At 46.7% G+C, this 17,862-nt stretch carries 15 protein-coding genes and 7 tRNA genes; 2 read left to right on the top strand and 20 right to left on the bottom strand.

The window, feature by feature from the left end; genetic code table 11:
- Positions 1 to 30: 30 nt before the first annotated feature.
- The 7 genes from NE473_RS23000 to NE473_RS22970 form a co-directional block, all read right to left on the bottom strand.
- Positions 31 to 768: a tRNA1(Val) (adenine(37)-N6)-methyltransferase gene (locus tag NE473_RS23000; RefSeq protein ID WP_155560918.1), complete on the bottom strand. Its 738-nt coding sequence runs from the start codon at positions 766 to 768 to the stop codon at positions 31 to 33.
- Complete coding sequence (locus tag NE473_RS22995; RefSeq protein ID WP_006772544.1) at positions 758 to 1,666, bottom strand: PSP1 domain-containing protein; 909 nt, start codon at positions 1,664 to 1,666, stop codon at positions 758 to 760. The genes NE473_RS23000 and NE473_RS22995 overlap by 11 nt, the downstream gene beginning before the upstream one ends.
- A gap of 3 nt (positions 1,667 to 1,669) precedes the next feature.
- Positions 1,670 to 2,659 (bottom strand): DNA polymerase III subunit delta', encoded by a 990-nt coding sequence (gene holB / locus NE473_RS22990; protein ID WP_006772543.1) that lies wholly within the window; start codon positions 2,657 to 2,659, stop codon positions 1,670 to 1,672.
- 212 nt (positions 2,660 to 2,871) lie between these two features.
- Positions 2,872 to 3,717, bottom strand: a complete 846-nt coding sequence (locus tag NE473_RS22985) for a polysaccharide deacetylase family protein (protein ID WP_196411678.1) — start codon at positions 3,715 to 3,717, stop codon at positions 2,872 to 2,874.
- 30 nt (positions 3,718 to 3,747) lie between these two features.
- On the bottom strand, positions 3,748 to 4,341 hold the full coding sequence (locus NE473_RS22980) for a guanylate kinase (protein WP_022031314.1): 594 nt from the start codon (positions 4,339 to 4,341) through the stop codon (positions 3,748 to 3,750).
- A 3-nt stretch (positions 4,342 to 4,344) separates the two neighbouring features.
- Positions 4,345 to 5,907: an aminotransferase class I/II-fold pyridoxal phosphate-dependent enzyme gene (locus NE473_RS22975; protein WP_155560916.1), complete on the bottom strand. Its 1,563-nt coding sequence runs from the start codon at positions 5,905 to 5,907 to the stop codon at positions 4,345 to 4,347.
- Between the two features lie 45 nt (positions 5,908 to 5,952).
- The gene (locus NE473_RS22970) at positions 5,953 to 7,494 is read right to left on the bottom strand and encodes a DUF4153 domain-containing protein (RefSeq protein ID WP_155560915.1); all 1,542 of its coding nucleotides are present in this window, start codon (positions 7,492 to 7,494) and stop codon (positions 5,953 to 5,955) included.
- A gap of 223 nt (positions 7,495 to 7,717) precedes the next feature.
- On the opposite strand from NE473_RS22970, the gene NE473_RS22965 reads away from it, so the two are divergent.
- Positions 7,718 to 7,948, top strand: a complete 231-nt coding sequence (locus NE473_RS22965) for a hypothetical protein (protein ID WP_002605435.1) — start codon at positions 7,718 to 7,720, stop codon at positions 7,946 to 7,948.
- 54 nt (positions 7,949 to 8,002) lie between these two features.
- Here the strand turns inward: NE473_RS22965 and NE473_RS22960 are convergent, their stop codons facing one another.
- From NE473_RS22960 to NE473_RS22940, 5 genes are all read right to left on the bottom strand, one after another.
- A complete protein-coding gene (locus NE473_RS22960) occupies positions 8,003 to 9,889 on the bottom strand; it encodes an alpha-amylase family protein (RefSeq protein ID WP_155560914.1) in 1,887 nt (628 codons plus the stop codon).
- A 1-nt stretch (position 9,890) separates the two neighbouring features.
- Positions 9,891 to 11,210, bottom strand: coding sequence for a glycoside hydrolase family 32 protein (locus NE473_RS22955; RefSeq protein ID WP_155560913.1), 1,320 nt, complete (start codon positions 11,208 to 11,210; stop codon positions 9,891 to 9,893).
- A 70-nt stretch (positions 11,211 to 11,280) separates the two neighbouring features.
- Positions 11,281 to 12,144: a carbohydrate ABC transporter permease gene (locus tag NE473_RS22950; protein ID WP_055650831.1), complete on the bottom strand. Its 864-nt coding sequence runs from the start codon at positions 12,142 to 12,144 to the stop codon at positions 11,281 to 11,283.
- Positions 12,144 to 13,016, bottom strand: coding sequence for a carbohydrate ABC transporter permease (locus NE473_RS22945; RefSeq protein WP_155560912.1), 873 nt, complete (start codon positions 13,014 to 13,016; stop codon positions 12,144 to 12,146). The genes NE473_RS22950 and NE473_RS22945 overlap by 1 nt, the downstream gene beginning before the upstream one ends.
- Before the next feature lie 16 nt (positions 13,017 to 13,032).
- A complete protein-coding gene (locus NE473_RS22940) occupies positions 13,033 to 14,406 on the bottom strand; it encodes an ABC transporter substrate-binding protein (RefSeq protein ID WP_432764164.1) in 1,374 nt (457 codons plus the stop codon).
- Positions 14,407 to 14,686: 280 nt separating this feature from the next.
- Here NE473_RS22940 and NE473_RS22935 point away from each other — a divergent pair, with 280 nt between their 5' ends.
- Positions 14,687 to 15,739: a LacI family DNA-binding transcriptional regulator gene (locus tag NE473_RS22935; protein ID WP_022031306.1), complete on the top strand. Its 1,053-nt coding sequence runs from the start codon at positions 14,687 to 14,689 to the stop codon at positions 15,737 to 15,739.
- Positions 15,740 to 15,760: 21 nt separating this feature from the next.
- Here NE473_RS22935 and NE473_RS22930 read toward each other — a convergent pair whose 3' ends face one another.
- The 8 genes from NE473_RS22930 to NE473_RS22895 all read right to left on the bottom strand — a co-directional run bounded on the left by NE473_RS22930 (position 15,761) and on the right by NE473_RS22895 (position 17,714).
- On the bottom strand, positions 15,761 to 16,903 hold the full coding sequence (locus NE473_RS22930; RefSeq protein WP_022031305.1) for a GGDEF domain-containing protein: 1,143 nt from the start codon (positions 16,901 to 16,903) through the stop codon (positions 15,761 to 15,763).
- A gap of 111 nt (positions 16,904 to 17,014) precedes the next feature.
- Positions 17,015 to 17,087: transfer RNA gene (locus NE473_RS22925), tRNA-Lys, on the bottom strand.
- A 4-nt stretch (positions 17,088 to 17,091) separates the two neighbouring features.
- Positions 17,092 to 17,164, bottom strand: a tRNA-Phe gene (locus NE473_RS22920).
- Positions 17,165 to 17,203: 39 nt separating this feature from the next.
- Positions 17,204 to 17,277 (bottom strand) — tRNA-Met (locus NE473_RS22915).
- A 46-nt stretch (positions 17,278 to 17,323) separates the two neighbouring features.
- Positions 17,324 to 17,405: transfer RNA gene (locus tag NE473_RS22910), tRNA-Tyr, on the bottom strand.
- A 36-nt stretch (positions 17,406 to 17,441) separates the two neighbouring features.
- Positions 17,442 to 17,514: transfer RNA gene (locus NE473_RS22905), tRNA-Thr, on the bottom strand.
- A 30-nt stretch (positions 17,515 to 17,544) separates the two neighbouring features.
- Positions 17,545 to 17,617 (bottom strand) — tRNA-Val (locus NE473_RS22900).
- 23 nt (positions 17,618 to 17,640) lie between these two features.
- Positions 17,641 to 17,714: transfer RNA gene (locus tag NE473_RS22895), tRNA-Asp, on the bottom strand.
- Between the last annotated feature and the right edge of the window lie 148 nt (positions 17,715 to 17,862).

Here is a 17,862-nt window from a genome sequence, read left to right as displayed (position 1 = left end):
TAGCTTTACCAGCCCCACTAATCCAGCCCTTCAATACCCATAAATGTCATAAATCTCCTGCGTATATACCCCCGGCTCCTGATAAACCACAATCGGCGCCTCCACCTTAATCATGGATTTTCCTCCACGTACAGCCTCGATCAGAACCATATTGGCATCCTTCTCCACAAACGGATGAACCATCTTCATCCGCTTCGGCTCCAGCTTATACTTCGTAAGTGCGGTAATAATCTCAATCAACCGGTGCGGCCTGTGCACCATATAAAATCTCCCGCCCGGCCGCAGCAGTCTCGCGGCCTCCCTCGTCACATCATCCAGTGTGCAGAGCACTTCATGCCGGGAAATCGCCTTTGGCAGGTCCGGATTTTTCAGTCCATGGGCATCGTTCATATAGGGCGGATTCGATGTCACCACGTCAAAGGAAGCCGCACCAAACAACCGGCTGGCTTCCTTGATATCGCCTTTTACGATCGAGACCTTCTCTTCTAAGTGATTGAGCGCCACACTGCGCGCGGCCATGTCCGCCATCTCATCCTGAATCTCCAGCCCCGTATAATATTCGCCTTCATATTTCGCTTCCAGAAGAATCGGGATAATCCCTGTTCCGGTTCCCAGATCAATGGCCTTCTCCCCTTGCTTCACCCTCGCAAAGCCTGACAAAAGCACTGCATCCATACCAAAACAGAACCCGTTCTTCTTCTGAATGATCTGATAACCATTCCTCTGTAAATCATCAAGCCGTTCATCACTTTTTAGCTCAATTATCATCTAACTTGGATTTCCCTTCCTTTTTCTCCAGGGCCTCCAGAGCCTTCAGCTCCGCATCCGCTACAGAGCCTTTATCCTTGCGCCGCCTCGGTTTAAACTTCAGCTGATCCACACGGTATTCTCTGATTTCCTTCTCATCCTTTGTGATAACGATGACCTTCACCAGCTGGCGAAGTACGCTGACTGAATGAACTTCGCCCTTCAGACCGTCGTCTGTAGTCACGTAATCGCCTACATTGGGAAGCTTGCTGTTTAATTCCTCATACGTCTCTTCCTCATTCTTCAGACAACACATAAGCCTGCCGCAGACACCGGATATCTTCGTGGGATTCAACGATAAATTCTGTTCCTTTGCCATCTTAATCGAAACAGGTATAAACTCCGATAAGTAAGAGTGACAGCACAGCGGTCTTCCACAGATACCGATTCCTCCCACAATCTTCGTCTCGTCCCTGACGCCGACCTGACGGAGCTCAATTCTGGTCTTAAATACCGATGCCAGATCCTTTACCAGTTCACGGAAATCGATTCTTCCATCCGCAGTAAAATAAAACAGCACCTTGTTATTGTCAAAGGTATATTCCGCATCGATCAGCTTCATCTGAAGTCCGTGTTTTCTGATCTTTTCCTTACAGATACGGAACGCTTCCTTTTCCTTCTCGTGGTTCTTTAACTCCACTTCCTCGTCTTCCTTCGATGCCATCCGGATTACAGACTTAAGCGGCTGAACAACCTTGTCATCCGGCACCTCTCTGCTTCCCAGCACCACATAACCGTATTCAATCCCTCTTGCCGTCTCCACGATCACATGGTCACCCGTATGAATCTCTCTGCCGGCCGGATCGAAATAATAGATTTTACCCGCATTGCGGAATCTTACACCAATCACTTTTATCATCTATCAGTTCTCCTTCATTACCAGTAACATGAGCTCCATGGCCAGTTCCATGTTAACATTGGCATTCAGCCGTATTCCTGCCTTGTCAATAGACTGAAGAATCTTCTCAACTCCATCGTAGGCGCAGGCGGCGCTCATTTCCTTAATTGTATTATATTCTTCCTTAAACACCAGGAGATTAATATCCTGTGTCACCTTATACATCAACACATCCCGATACCACAGCTGCATAAAATCAAGGCATTCATAAATATCCAGATTCTCGTCCTTTAACTTCTTAATATAGTCCAAAAGCTCTGTAATATCCATATCTTTCAGATGCTTCAGCATATGAAGAAGCTCCGTATACATCAGCTGAAAATCCTCTGAGGATGCCAGATGAATGGCTTTCCCTAAGTTCCCCCTTGCAAACGCGGCGTAGATCTCCGCCTTCACCTCGGAAATACCCTGGGATTCCATCAGATACGTCTTCACAACACTGTCCTGAAGCGGCTTAAGCTTTAACTGCACACATCGGGATAATATGGTTGGAAGAAATGCCTCCTGATTCGTCGTCAGCAGCATGATAATCGCATAGGACGGCGGCTCCTCGATGGTCTTAAGCAGCGCGTTCTGCGCCTGCGCCGTCATCTTTTCCGCCTCATCCACAATGTAAATCTTATAGTAGCTGCTGTAAGGCCGTATCATAATCGTATCATTGATCTGTTCCCTGATATCGTCAACGCCGATGCTGTTCGGTTTCTCATGACTTACAAAAATCAAATCCGGGTGGCTGCCGCTCATTACCTGTTTGCATGCATGACACTGCATACACGGTTCTTTCTTCCCTTTCTCACAGAGAAGCGTCATGGCAAATGCGTTTGCCAGCGATTTACGCCCCATTCCCGCCTCACCTGTCAGAATATACGCATGAGATACGTGATTCGTCTCTATCGCCTTCTTAAAATGCTCTTTTATCATCTCATGACCGATAATATCATTAAATCCCGGCATGGGGCACCTCCGTCTCGCATCTGCTTAATCGCAATTATCTGCCGTCCATACAGCTTATGGACCGTAAATATCAGAAAATATACGATTTATTATAGCATATAAAATACATACTCACAAGAAATAAGTGCTGGGAATTCCCATAAGCGGGAAGCAGGAGTTGCTGTTTACTGCCAGCCCGGCGCCTCACAGCCCGCAGCCCTTTTACCACTCCTTCATGTCCCGGACAGGAGCTTCCTCTCTCCCGCCTTTAAGCAGTAGGAGTTGTCATCTTTATCAAAATAAACATCTGTACTGGTTGGATTATATGCAGTCAGCCCATCCACACTGAACAGCAGTCTGTCATAGGCTGTCACATAATCATATAATTCCAGATTCGTTGCATACCAGATCTCATCCCTGTTTCCGGTATACGCAGCAAACTCCTCAATTACATCCCAGTTCTCATCCGCCTCAAACTCGTAGCTGTGCCCCCATAGATAAAACAGCCAGGAACCGTATTTCGGCGTATCTTCCACGAACTTTTTCGCCAGTTCCTTAAGCCTCCCGTCCTTATGGTGACATGTGGCCGTCAGGCGGAGCCAGTCAGAGGGAAGCCTGAAATCCCCTGTTGAAACCGTCGTTCTGGCATAGGCAATCCCCGCCTGCATAAGCGTATTTACCACCATATCACTGGTAGTTCCGAAGGGATATGCCATACCCCTTACGATCGTTTGAAACTGCTTCTCCAAATTCTCCCTGTCTTTTATCACCTCCGCCGTGCAGAGATTTACCGGCAGCTGCTCCAGAAACGGATGCGTCAGCCCGTGAACAGCTACTTCCATACCGCTGCTTCCGTAGACCTCCGTCGCCATCTTCTCCGTCATTCTCCTGTGTACCGTTCCGGGTGGATATACCGTTCCCTCTTCTGCATAAAGCCCGCTGTTTAAATTAAAGGTCCCTTTTAAACCGTTCTTCATCATAAGTTCAATCAGGCGGATATCCTGCTCCACCCCGTCATCGTAGCTTAAAGTAAGCGCCTTCTTTTTTCCTCCCGGATACCTCATAAACATACTTCCCATACTTTTCCTCTCCATCCTCCCTTTCGTACTCTACGTTCCTGTAACCGCCCTTATATCCCGGCAAATCTCCTCTATGCACACATCCAGATCATCATTCCTGTATCTTCTTCTAATCCCGCATCTCGTCAGATTCTCTTCCTTAAAATCTTCTTCATCCGCCAGAAACCTTCGGCAAAGTTCTTTATACTTCGGCTCCTTCTGTCCCTTCTCCCGCTGCAGCGCCCGTTCCAGCCGCACACCGTCATCCACCTCGATATAGACGGGCACAAGCCCATTTTCACCGAAATATCCTCTCATCTTCTCATAAGATTCCAGCGTCCCGATCATCAGATAAGAATCCTTCTTATCCAGACAGATCTGCCCGTCATCCACCGTAAAATAACTCCACGGCCCATACACCGTCTGATACGTCCGTTCCTCAATCAGCCTTTTCTCCCTGCGAAAATCACCAAGCCGTTCAGCCGTCGTAAAATGGTATTCCACCCCCTCCGTCTCCCCGTCCCGGATCGGCCTCGTTGTATAAAGGACCACCGTCTTTAATTCCGGAATCCGTTCCCGCAGTTCTTTATATATTGTATCCTTACCGGATGCACTTTTTCCCATCACATAAAATATCTTTCCCATGCTCTATCCCTCAATTTTCCCTGTTTCATTCACCATATTTCCCCGATCTGCCACAGTCAGAACCGCTTCCACCTCCGGGTCCGCGGTCCCCTGAACAGGAAGCCCCTTCCGCTTATACTTCCGGATCTCATCCACCAGCTCCGGTTTTAATACTTCCCCCGGCGCCACAATCGGTATTCCCGGCGGATAGATATAGATAAACTCTTTAGAAACCAGCCCCTCACAATCATCGAGCGGAACAGGCTGTCCCGGAGCGTCCATCGCCTGGGCAATCGTCATGGCAATCTCCGGCCATCCACAAACACGTTCCTTTTCCATCCCGTTATCCACAATTCCACTGCTTCTTTCCCCGGCATTATCCCCGTTTTTCCCCACACAGCTTCCGGCAGAATTCTCACAGCCCTCCGCAGACCGCTTCCGATCAAGATCAATCTCCATAAACGCCCTGCACAATCGTTCCAGCCCTTCATCCGTGTCAGCCACCGTTGTAATCGCCGTCACATAATCCGGCCCGCACATCTCCATCTCCAGCCGGTACTCTCTCCGAAGCCGTTCTTGAAGCTCCGGACCGGTCAGACCGCTTTTCCCTACAGAAACCACAATTTTAGACCGGTCCACATCAAAAACATGGCACCGGCCTTTCACACCGTCAACAAGGGTCAGACACTCCATCTCCATAAGCTGCTGCCGAATACGCTCCAGTCTGCCGCCAAAAGCCATCATCTCATGTCTCCCCGCTTCATCCATCCACCGGATACAATTTTCAATGGAAGCCATCAGCACATACGACGGACTGCTGCTCTGAAACATGTGGACATACCGGTCAATCCTGTCTAAATCCGCAAAGCCCGCTTTTACATGCATAACTGCAGTCTGAGTCAGGGATGGCAGCGTCTTGTGTAAACTCTGTATCACCACATCCGCACCAAGCCCCAGCGCCGAAACAGGAAATCCCGCTTCCTTCCCAAAAGGAAAATGCGCCCCGTGGGCCTCGTCCACAATCAAAGGAATTCCTCTCTCATGGACAATACCTGCAATTGCTTCAATATCCGAGACAATTCCATCATACGTTGGCGACACCACCAGCACGGCCTCCGTCTCCGGATGGTTTATCAACATCCGTCTGACATCCTCCGGCGCTAATCCACCCTGGATACCAAATCCCGTAATCGTCTGTGGATAAATATATTCCGCCTTTAAGTGACTGAAAAAAACGCCATGATACGCCGATTTATGGCAGTTCCGGCTCATGAGGATGGTCCCTCCATGGGAAACAGAACCGCATATTGCACTCAAAATTCCGCAGCTGCTTCCATTCACCAGATAATACGTCCTGTCAGCCCCATAGACATTCCCTGCCCATTCCATGGATTCCTTCAAAATCCCCTCCGGATGATGAAGATTGTCAAACCCGTCGATCTCCGTTATATCCACTGAAAACGGATTGGGAAAATTCTCTGTAAATCCGCCATCCGTCCGCCTCTTATGTCCCGGCATATGAAACGGATAGACGTCAGACTTTCCATATTCGATTAATCGGCTCAACAGATCCTTTTCCATCTTCATCCTCCAGATAATTTTCTTCCAGATTAGCAGATTGAAGATAAAATGTCAAATTCCCATTCCCTCATTTCTAAAAGACTGTTCCGCCTTTTCAAAGGAAAGATTCCATGTTCTGAAATCTGAGGAACGCACCTGGTAGTTTCTTGAGACCGCCCAGTCATAATACTCCACTAAAAACTCCTTTTTCCCACCGGAATAAAACCGCTCCAAAACGGCATCATCCTCCAGCGCTTTAAACACTACCGGTACCGCATCTGCCGAAAGTACCTGTGTCATATACTGAAAATCGCTGTCACTCCATTCCTTCACATGATTCACATTATACTCTGCAATGACCCGCTCCGGCCTCATAAATGAAAACCCCACAAAAAATACGGATATCAGCACGAGACACCAGCTAAACAGCGGAAATCTGTTCTTATAGATTAAAATTACCACTCCGGCCATCAGACACGCCAGTAAAAGCAGAAACCACAGCACGAGAACCCGCAGATACGTCAGGTGATACTCCCGGACATACAGAATCATCCGGTACGCCGCAGATGCGATCATCACATAGGTGCATCCGCAGATCACAGTCAACACACCATTCAGCAAACGGCTCTTCCTAAAAAATTTAAGATTCATAAGCACCATGACCAGATTCATAACCGCCACGAACAACAGCTGAAAAAATCCCTGTCTCGCATAGGAAGAGTATGTCACGCCCTCCGGCAGACTTCCTTTCCCAAGAAAAAGGTAAATAACCTGTATTCCGCAAAAAAACAGATACAGCAGTGCAATCGCGCTCATACAGGTGACAGCAGTAACCGGCTCATGAGTTCTCACCATCTTTTCTTCACCGGATATCTGATCCATGCACGCTCCACAGATCAGACAGTAAACGCCAAAAGTCCCAAATGCCGTCATGACTATCATAATAAGAATGGTCCATACATTCAGAATCTTTTCCAGCCAATGAACAACAATAGCACCAAACACCGCATCCGCCTGCCCCAGCAGCATTCCGGCTGCCAACAGAATCGGCAGAGCCGCTGCCAGCCCCAGAGCCACCTTAGAAACTGTCTTATACTTCTTTAAATTTGCCTTCCTGAAAAATTCTTTTCCCTGAAAAAACGGATAGACTGCGGCTGCAATCACACAGCAGAGGTAGACTGCCATTGAAGACAAATACTTTCCGATACTCCACTCCCTGTCATCATAAAACTGGTGCATTACAAAGATAACCGCCAGCAGAAATTCTGCGGTCTTAATCATCATAATAAGCAGGGAATCAGCAGTCCTGCAGGCCGCAATTCCCAGCAAAACCGCTGCAGATGCCAAAAACCATGAGCCCCGCTTCCATTCGATGGAGAGCCGTTTCAGCATCCAGAACAGCACACCGTAAACACCCACAATCATAACAGGATACGTAATCCCATTGGGATTCTGATACATACAAAAGGTATACAGTATTCCAAATCCAAGGGCCGCTCCCATAAACAATAAAAACTGCTGTGTCATTACCTCCTGTTTTCCCTTCTTCCATGCCGGAACCGGCTCCATGGAACTCATCGGCTCCACCGAATTCATCGAATTCATCTCACTCATATTTCAAACCTCCTTCTTATCATCCAATACTGCTCTTTCCTGTAACATACCATAGTCTATATCAATTTTCAATATTTATTTATTGATATTCAATAATTTAATATTGTATTATAATAAAATGTAAGATTTTCTTTCGTTTTTCCTTTCTTTACTTTTTTTGACCCTCGTCTTATAATAGATAACGAGATCAACCCTCACAGGGATAAAAAGGAGAAAAGTTATCATGAGAACGATAGAATTTAAGATGGAACGCCCGGGACTTGTCAAGGCAGGCGATGAAGTATCCATAATCGAAAGAGAAGGAACCAGCAGTTACAGCTATATCATCGACCCGGCGGTCGCCATGTCCGGCTGCTATACCGGCCGCGACCGCATCAAGTCCGACCATGGAATCGTAAAAGAAGTAAAGCATAATGACAGAGGTTACTATGTGATTGTAGAATTTGACGAATAGTCAAAAGGATCCGGGACGCGAAGTCTCCAGATCCTTTTTTACTGTAATTATTATTTAAACTGATTTTTCTCCGTGTTCCACGGCCGTATCCTTCTCATCCCATTTTTCCCTCATGAGCCAGTAAACGCCATAAGCCGGTATTTGCACCCCTTTCGCTTCCATCCTCCGCCCCGAGATCAGATCCTTATACATCCCATCCTCCTCGTTGATCCATGCGACTTTATCGAATTCACTGAAATTAAACAGGGCAATCAGCTTTTCCTCCCCAGACCTCCTCACAAGCCCCAGAACAGCGTCATCCCACGTATCAATGGTCCACACTTCAGCATCCGTACAGAACACAGGAAACTGTGCCCGGATTGACTCCAGTTTCTTAATCCCTTCAAAAATCGTTTCCTGAAGGCTGCCCTTTACGCTGCGTTTCTTCTCAAGATCCCAACGGAAACTGCCCCGGTGCAGATATCTGGAATCATCCCATTTTTTCGGATTCTCATGGTAAGTATAATCATTCTCCTGACCGATCTCATCGCCGCTGTAGATCACCGGAATCCCCGACTGCGACAGCATGTATGCATGAAGCATCAGATCCAGCCTTACCGCCTTTTTAAGGGCTTCCTCATCCCTCTCGTACGCTGCTTTTTCTATCCCGCATAATGACGCCGTCGTTCCGCATAACCTTGCATCCCCTGACTCAGGATCCGAATTGTATAATTCTCCCCGTCCAAAAGATCCCGGATACTGCCCCGTCAGGAAATCATTCAAATACTTTTTATGGCTGACCTCATCAATCCCAAACTGTTTGAGCCACGGATAATCAAGCCCCCATCCGATATCATCATGACAGCGCAGATAATTTAAGAAAACGTAATCCTTCGGCAGACTGCTCACCACATTCATCTGCTGGCGAAGCAGCCTGATATCCTTTGTAGCCACGCTGTTCCATGTGGCCGCCATGGTTGTCACATTATAAAGCATATGGCACTCCGGCTTCTCCACGCTGCCGAAATACGGAACCACCTTATCCGGTTCCATCACCACCTCTCCAAGTAAAAGAACCCCGGGACACACAATCTCACAGATAATTCTCATAATCCGCACAATGCTGTGCACCTGCGGCAGATTCCTGCAGTTTGTGCCAAGCTGCTTCCAGATGTAGGGAACTGCATCAATGCGGATCACGTCAATCCCCCGGTTCACCAGATTCAGCATATTGCCGACCATCTCGTTTAAGACAACTGGATTCCAGTAATTCAAATCCCACTGATAGGGATAAAATGTAGTCATTACGTATTTCCCTGCATCTGCTACCCAGGTAAAATTCCCCGGAGCCGTAGTCGGAAATACCTCCGGAACCGTCCTCTCAAACTGCGCCGGGAGATCGTAATTATCGTAAAAGAAGTACCGGCTCTGGTATTCCGGATCCCCCATCCTCGCCTTTCTTGCCCATTCGTGATCCTCCGATGTGTGATTCATCACAAAGTCGAGGCAGATGCTCACATCCCGCTTATGACACTCCGCAGCCAGACACTCTAAATCCTCCATCGTTCCCAGATCGGGCCTCACCTTCCGAAAATCAGAAACAGCGTATCCGCCGTCGCTCCTTCCCTCCGGTGTATCCAGAAGCGGCATCAGGTGCAGATAATTGACCCCACACTCCTCAATATAATTCAGATGCTTTAAAACCCCCTTCAAGTCCCCTGCAAAGGCATCTGTATACATCATCATACCGACCATCCGGTTTCCTTTATACCACTGCGGGTTCTTCGCCCGTTCCCGGTCCATCCTCTTAAGAGCCGCCTTCCTCTCTGTATAAAACCGGTACATCTGTCCGCACAGCAGTTCCAGCGCCTCATCCTGATTCTTATATAACTCGCAGTACAGCCATTTCAATTCATCATAATATTGATTAAACCGTGCCTCATATTCCTTACAATAATCCATTTCACCCTATCTCCCTGATTGTATATAACTTTATCTTATTTGCCGTCAATATCTCATTTCCAACTCCATATACCACATTTGAAATAACGTACTCACCATCATTTACAAAAACCTCAATCAGATTCGCATCCACCAGAATCTCCACATGACCGCCATTTTTAATCTCCGGCGTCTCAAACTGCATTCTGCCATCCCTGTCATTTCCCGCAGTCAGGCTTCGGTCCGTACAGATCCTGTTTCCCTTTCGGTAAATCAGGTATCCGCCGATCTCAATCCGATCGCCCTCCTCTAAGTCCGCTGCAATCAGATACCCTGCTTCGGCAGCCTCATCCGGCCGGTCAATTTTCCTGGTATAAGCCCCTCTCACTGCCGGATGCATCCGAAAATAAATATGGCCGTCTTCCACTTCTGCCACTCTGGGGCTGCACATCATACCAATCCATTCCCCATCCGCTGCTTCCGGCATACGGACCCATGCAGCCATCACTCTCCGTCCATCCTCATCCACCGTACTCTGTGCCGCATAGAGATTCAGGCCATAATCCAGAAACTGATATTGTTCCGGCATCCTCATGGTACAGCTTTCTTCCTCAAAATCCACCACCATGCAGATATTCTGATTCTCTTCCCGGTACCCGTCCTTCAAAAATCCCATAGGTGAAAATGACAGAACCTTTCCGCCCTTTGTCTCATAATAGTCAGGACATTCCCACATCCATCCCAAACCGCTTTTCGACACCGCATTCACATATGACCAGTTTTCCAGATCGGCACTGCGGTAAAAAAGCAGCCTGCCATTTGAGTCGCTTCCATGGGTTCCCAACACCATATACCAGGCATCTGATCCCCGCCATACCTTGGGATCCCTCGTGTGGGCAGCGTCTCCCCTTTCCCTGTCCTCCAAAGGTGCGATGATCTCTCTTTTATCCCTTATATTGTCAAAATGAACGCCATCCTCTGACGTAATCATCATCTGTGCCGAGACAAACTTCTCATTCAGGCAGAGATTCGTATCCTCCGGATCCTCTTCCAGATAACGGACGCCGGTATAGTACAAATACAGCATTCCCTCATGCTCCACCGCGCTTCCGGAAAAGCATCCGTCCCGGTCCCCGTGTTTGCTCGGAAACAATGCGATTCCCTTATGCTCCCAGTGCACCAGATCCTCGCTCACCGCGTGCCCCCAGTGCATTCTTCCCCATCTGGTATCAAAAGGAAAACACTGGTAAAACATATGGTACTTTCCCCTGTAATAAATAAATCCATTGGGATCATTCATCCAGCATCCCGGCGCTTTTATATGTATTGTATTTTCAGTCATCGTATGCAGCCTCTCCTTCTGTCATTACTGCGCCGGACTGTGTTCCGACACAGGCCCCGTCTCTCCCGGCTTATTTTACCGCTCCGGCCACCACACCGCTGATAATCTGCTTCTGAAGGGCGATATACAGGATTAACACCGGTATCACACACAACAGCAGCCCAGCCATGATCGTCCCGTAATCTGCCGAATACGTGCCGTAAAAGCTGTATGTGGAAAGAGGCAGAGTCAGCAGCTTCTTATCCGACAGCACCAGCGACGGCAACAGGAAATCATTCCAGAACGCCAGTGAATTTAAGATTACCATTGTGGAAATAATCGGTTTCAGCAGTGGAAAAACAATTCGGAAAAATGTCTGAGCATGGGTACAGCCATCAATATTAGCGGCCTCCTCCAGTGCAACCGGAACATTTCCCTTAATAAATCCATGGAACATAAACACAGACATTGCCATGGAAAAACCCGTATGCATAAACACCAGCGTGCTTCTGTGGTTCAGCACATTCAGCTTGCCGCCATAGATACTCACCAGAGGAATCATAATCGCCTGGAACGGAATAATCATAGAAGCCACCATCAAAACAAAGGCAGTCCTGGAAACCGCATTGTTATTCCGCACAATATAATAGGCCAGCATAGCCGCCAGAAGTGTAACGAGTGCCGTTGCAAATACCGTTACAATCAAGGAATTCTTAAACGCGTTTAAAAAATCCATCTGAACAAAAGCCTTCACGAAGTTATCAAACGACAGCCCTTTAATCGTATACAGCCAGGAAAATGGGCTCTTGATAATATCCCGTTTCTGTTTCAGGGAATTGATCACCACCATGTAGAATGGGAACATGTAAAGAATAAATATAACAATCAATCCTGCTGTAGCCACAAGATCTGTTTTTTTTCTCTTTTTACCGCTTCCTGCCTTCTCTCCTGCCATTATGCTTCCACCTCCTTCTTCTTGGTTAAATAAACCTGAATTCCGCTGATACAGGCCACAATCACGAACAGAATCAGCGCCTCCGCCTGGCCCACGCCAAATCTCCTCGATGTAAATGCCTTTTCATATACATGCATGGCCGCCATCTCCGTCGTCCCATAGGGCGCTCCCGCCGTCAAAGAAAGGTTTACATCATATACCATAAAAGCTCTGGACAGCGTCAGAAACAGGCATATCGTAATGGAGGACATCATAAGGGGCAGGATAATACTCTTCATCTTCGTCCAGCCAGAAGCGCCGTCAATCGTAGCAGCTTCCATCACATCATCACTCAGCCCCATAAATCCGGCCACATAGATCAGAATCATATACCCGGACAGCTGCCACACCGTAACAATCACCAGTGCGATAAATGCCTTCGTCGGTTCTGACAGCCACGACGCCTCAAACAGCCCCCAGCCCGTAGCATCACCGATTCCCACAAAGACTCTTGAAAATACGAACTGCCAGATATACCCCAGAACGATGCCTCCGATCAGATTCGGTGTAAAAAATCCAGCCCGGAAAAAGTTCTGTCCCTTAATCCCTCTGGTCAGCAGATAGGCGATCATAAACGCCAGCACATTTACAAACACCACCACTACGATCACATACTTAAAGGTCAGGAGCAGAGATGACCAGAACTGTCCGTCCTTCATAACCCCGGCAAAATTTTTCAGACCGATAAAATTTTTCACATCCGAAACGCCGTTCCAGTCCGTCATTGTCAAATAGACACCGTAGATAAACGGAACAATCACGACTGCAAAAAAACAGAATAATCCGGGCAATGCAAAAATACAGAAATCTTTCCCTTTACTCTTTGATTTCATCCTGGACACCTCTCTCCTATCTCTGTTCTTCCCAATAGTTCTCGATCGACTGAATCAATTCTTCCCGGCTGCTTCTGCCCGCCAGGTACTTCTGCATGGATGCTCCCAGAACCGCCCAGTGGTCATTTGGAACGATCGCAGATGCGTTAAATGCTCTCTCTTCATGGACCCGGTTGTAGATATCCCGGCTCAGCGGATCCGCAGGCTCGTAAGGATTATTCTGAAATGGCGGGATCAGATTACACGTCTTTACAATCATCTGCTGACCGATCTCACTAAATACAATCCAGTTTAAAAACTCCCTGGCCGCCGCCCTCTCCTGATCTGAGACAATCCGTCCATCTATCATAATCTGTTTAGACGGAGACGCCTGGATCTGCTGATTGGCAAAATCCCCTGGATCATGATTCAAAAAGTATGGAAGGAAGCCATACTCATCTGAATTCTCCGCACCGGCCTCCGAAAGATTGGGCCATGCCCAGTTGCCATTAAACCAGAAAGCAGTCTTTCCATCCACCAGATCAATAGCCATCTCATCATAATCGGCCCCCAGCGGATCTTTTTTTGCCACGTTATACTCCCTTAAGACATCAAACATATTTAAAAACTGATTCATGCGGTCATAAGAATTTAAATCCAGTGTCCCTTCCTTAATCTTCTCGATAACCTCCTGCGCTCCCTCAGAAGTTCCATTATACGTCTCGTAGATGTACTGAAGCTGGTGCGCTCCCAGAGACCAGTCTTCCTTTGCCACAGATACAGGACGTTTCATGCCCGCCTCCGTCAGCTGATCCAGAAGTGCCGTAAACTCATCCAGGGTCGTAACAGATAAAGGATCGAATTCCCTGCCCAGTGTTTCTTCAATCACCGAACGATTATAAATAAGTCCCCGTCCCTCAATACAGAGCGGGAAGCTATATATCTTTCCATTCACCTCTGTCAGATAACCCTCCGCTTCCGCGGTCCAGGGCTCTCCCGTCAGATCAACCGCTTTTTCCTCCGCCAGAGCAATGACATCAGTGGTATCCAGAATAGCCATGGTAGGCGGCGTTCCTGAATTGTACATACTGACCACCCTGGTATAAGGAGAGTCCCCATCCGTAACCGGCATGACCTCCACATGTACTCCCGATTTCTTCTCATACTCTTCCGCCATCTTCGTCAAAGCCACCTGAATCTCCGCCTTGGAATTCAAAAGCGTAATCTTCGTACCGGAAAGAGAAGCATCATACTCAAACGTATCCACCGACGTATCAATCGGCTCTTCCTGTACCACCTCGTTCGGATCATCCGGATCGCTGGCAAACCCAAATCTGCATCCTGTCAGCATCAGGACCGCTGCCGCCATCAGAACCGTAACTTTAATGGCCTTCGTACCAATACTTTTCATCATCCTCATTCCTCCTTTATCATTGTTCTCCTATACCATCCGATATCACTCTCTATATAACCGGTTAAGTAACCGGTTACTTTATGTTTTAATCATAACATCTCTTTCGTCATTATGTCAATAATTAAATGACTTTTCGTGAATTTGCCTATTTACAGCCTTATAATTTGTATGATCTTAACAAAACCGGTTACTTAACCGATTACTCTTGAACCATTATTCTATTTTTGCTATACTAAAAGCGGAACATACACCTTACAAATTGAAAAGAGGCATCAGGATGGCACAGAAAAAGAATATAACCTTCGACGATATTGCACAATACACTCATTTTTCCAAAACAACGATATCCAGATACTTTAATAATCCAGACTCTCTCACGCTGGAGAACCAGCAGATTATATCCGACGCTCTGGTAAAGCTTAACTATAAAGAAAACAAGGTCGCCCGCATCCTTGCCAACGGCAAGACAGAATTTGTCGGTATTCTGATACCTAATCTTTACCTGCATTACTACTCCGAAATGCTGAATCAGATTCTTTCTACATACGAGACGTACGGATATAAATTTCTGGTATTCATCGGCCATGAGAATGCTGAAACGGAACGTCAATATATCCAGGAACTTCTGGCCTATAAGATAGAGGGACTCATCGTCCTGAGCCACACACTGTCCTCCCGGGAGCTGGCAGATCTTCAGATTCCCATTGTCACCATTGAACGGGAAGATCAGTACGTCTCCAGTATCAATACCGATAATTATATGGGGGCCATCCAGGCCACCAGTCTTCTGGCCAGACATCACTGCGACATACTGATCCATATCAATACGCCCACTGCAGAGAATATTCCAGCCTATGGAAGAATTCAGGGATTTATGGATTTCTGCAGAGAAAACAATATGAACCATAAAATTTTCTGCCACAGAACAGAGAATACCTATGATTCCTCTCTTCAGTATTTAAAAGACATATTAGAAGAGCTGGAGACAAGCTATACCGGAATGCGAAAAGGAATCTTTGTATCCAACGATACCCATGCCAATATCCTGTTAAATTTAATCGTCCGCAAATACGGCAGGCTGCCCGATGACTATTATATCATTGGTTTTGATGACTCCCCGGTTGCCCGGGAAGCGGTTATCCCGATCAGTACAATAGGACAGCAGATTGACCTTATTGCCAACGAAGCAGTAAGTCTCCTTGTCAGCCAGATGAATGAGCGTAAAAAGCGAAAACCGGCTCCCCTGAAGGAACCGGTCCATAAAACAATCACTCCCATTTTAATCCGACGCGAAACCACAGAAAAAGAAGATGAGCCAAAAAACCGATAATCCGGTTCTCTGGCTCATCTTTTATGACAATACCTCCACTCTGTTCCTTCCATTTTTCTTAGCCTGGTACAATGCCTTATCCGATAAACGAATCAGATCGTCCATCTGCACCTTCCCTTCACCATGCCATGTATACACACCAATGCTGATCGTAACCGCTCCTTCTTCTTCATCATTGATTTTAAAGCGGCATTCTGCAATTCTCTTTCTTATTTTCTCCGCCATCTCTACTGCCTCATCCTGATCCCACTGAAACAGACAGATAAAAAATTCCTCTCCACCATACCGGATCGCTGCCACATTTTGATCCTGACAGCATTCCCGAATCATCTCGGCAATCTTTTTCAGACATATATCACCTGAAATATGGCCATACCGATCGTTAAACTGCTTGAAATAATCGATATCCAGCATCATGCAGGAAATTGTACCGGTTTTCTCCTCCAGAATCTTAATTTTTTCACCGATAAACCATTCCATGTATCTTCGGTTATTCATCTCTGTCAATTCATCAACCATAGCCTGACGGCTTAAAATTTCATTTACCCTGGTAATCTCCTCATACTGCTTTCGAATCGTCATTTCCTGTTTCGTAACGATCACCTTATTTCTGTAAAGCGTATAAGAAATTGCCGTAGAAATGCCCGCTATGGAAAAGCTGTTTATAATATTACTGAACATGTTATTCTCAATAGTCTGAATTCCCGGAAGACATAAGTTCAGAAAAACAAACGCCGACATAAAAATAACTACTGCCTTCACCGGCTCCAAAAAACCGAGTGCCGCCACAGACAGCATCGTATATGTAAATACACTTAAATCATTGCCCCCCAGCTGATCATTCAGGGTAACACAGCATCCCCAAAAACAGATAAATGCTGCATAAACTATTTCCGCATTAAGATAACGATGGTAATTTTTATTTTCCCTCTTCCAAAATCTCTGGTTCAGAATCATGGCAATTCCCGTAACCAAAAGCAAAACCAAATAGAGAAAGCAGTAAACAGTCCTCCTCTGCGTCTTAAACGGTCCTCCCGGCTTGACTGCCATCAGTATCAGCATCAAAAATTGAAACGCCATTACGAAAACACTGATAATCTTCCATGCACGGTTCACGCTCTCGGCCAGTTTCTTTTTAATTTCAGCCTGGTACTTGTCTTCCATTGACAGTCCTCCTTTTCACACTCTCATAAGACGTTATAAATATATCGTAAAATGCAACAAACCGATAATAAAAAGCCTTGAAACAATTTATGTTTCAAGGCTTCATTTTACTGAGACACCGGGGACTCGAACCCCGGACAACTTGATTAAAAGTCAAGTGCTCTACCACCTGAGCTAGTATCCCATAATGCCCAAAGTCGGAATCGAACCAACGACACGAGGATTTTCAGTCCTCTGCTCTACCAACTGAGCTATCTGGGCATGTCCATCTGTAAGTACACTTAAAGTTCTCACAAAAAATTGCGGGGGCAGGATTTGAACCTGCGACCTTCGGGTTATGAGCCCGACGAGCTTCCAGACTGCTCCACCCCGCGTTATTAAATTATATTCGACATACTCCCTTATTAGAAGTATATCTAGTGGATGGTGGTGGATTCGAACCACCGAAGCAATTTGCAGCAGATTTACAGTCTGTCCCCTTTGGCCACTCGGGAAACCATCCATATTATTTACTATTTAGTTTTATTTGATTCATGCAAGCCGATGATCGGACTCGAACCGATAACCTGCTGATTACAAATCAGCTGCTCTGCCAATTGAGCCACATCGGCGAATTACTCATTCGGACTTTACATAATGAATGGGACCTACAGGGCTCGAACCTGTGACCCTCTGCTTGTAAGGCAGATGCTCTCCCAGCTGAGCTAAGATCCCACATACGAAATATTCTGTTTAAACGACCCGGATGGGATTCGAACCCACGACCTCCGCCGTGACAGGGCGGCGCTCTAACCAGCTGAGCCACCAGGCCAAACCTTTATTGAAGGCTTTACATATACCCTCAAAACCACACATTGTACATATCTTTCATCCGTTCTTATTTCCTCTTTTTCCTAAACCAACTTGGTTAAGCCCTCGACCTATTAGTGACAGTCAGCTCCATACGTTACCGCACTTCC

It is taken from the genome of Hungatella sp. SL.1.14, from assembly GCF_024460495.1.
GTDB lineage: Bacteria > Bacillota > Clostridia > Lachnospirales > Lachnospiraceae > Hungatella > Hungatella hathewayi.
The sequence above is the reverse complement of the archived record's forward strand: the minus strand, read 5'-3'. Positions and strand labels throughout refer to the sequence as shown.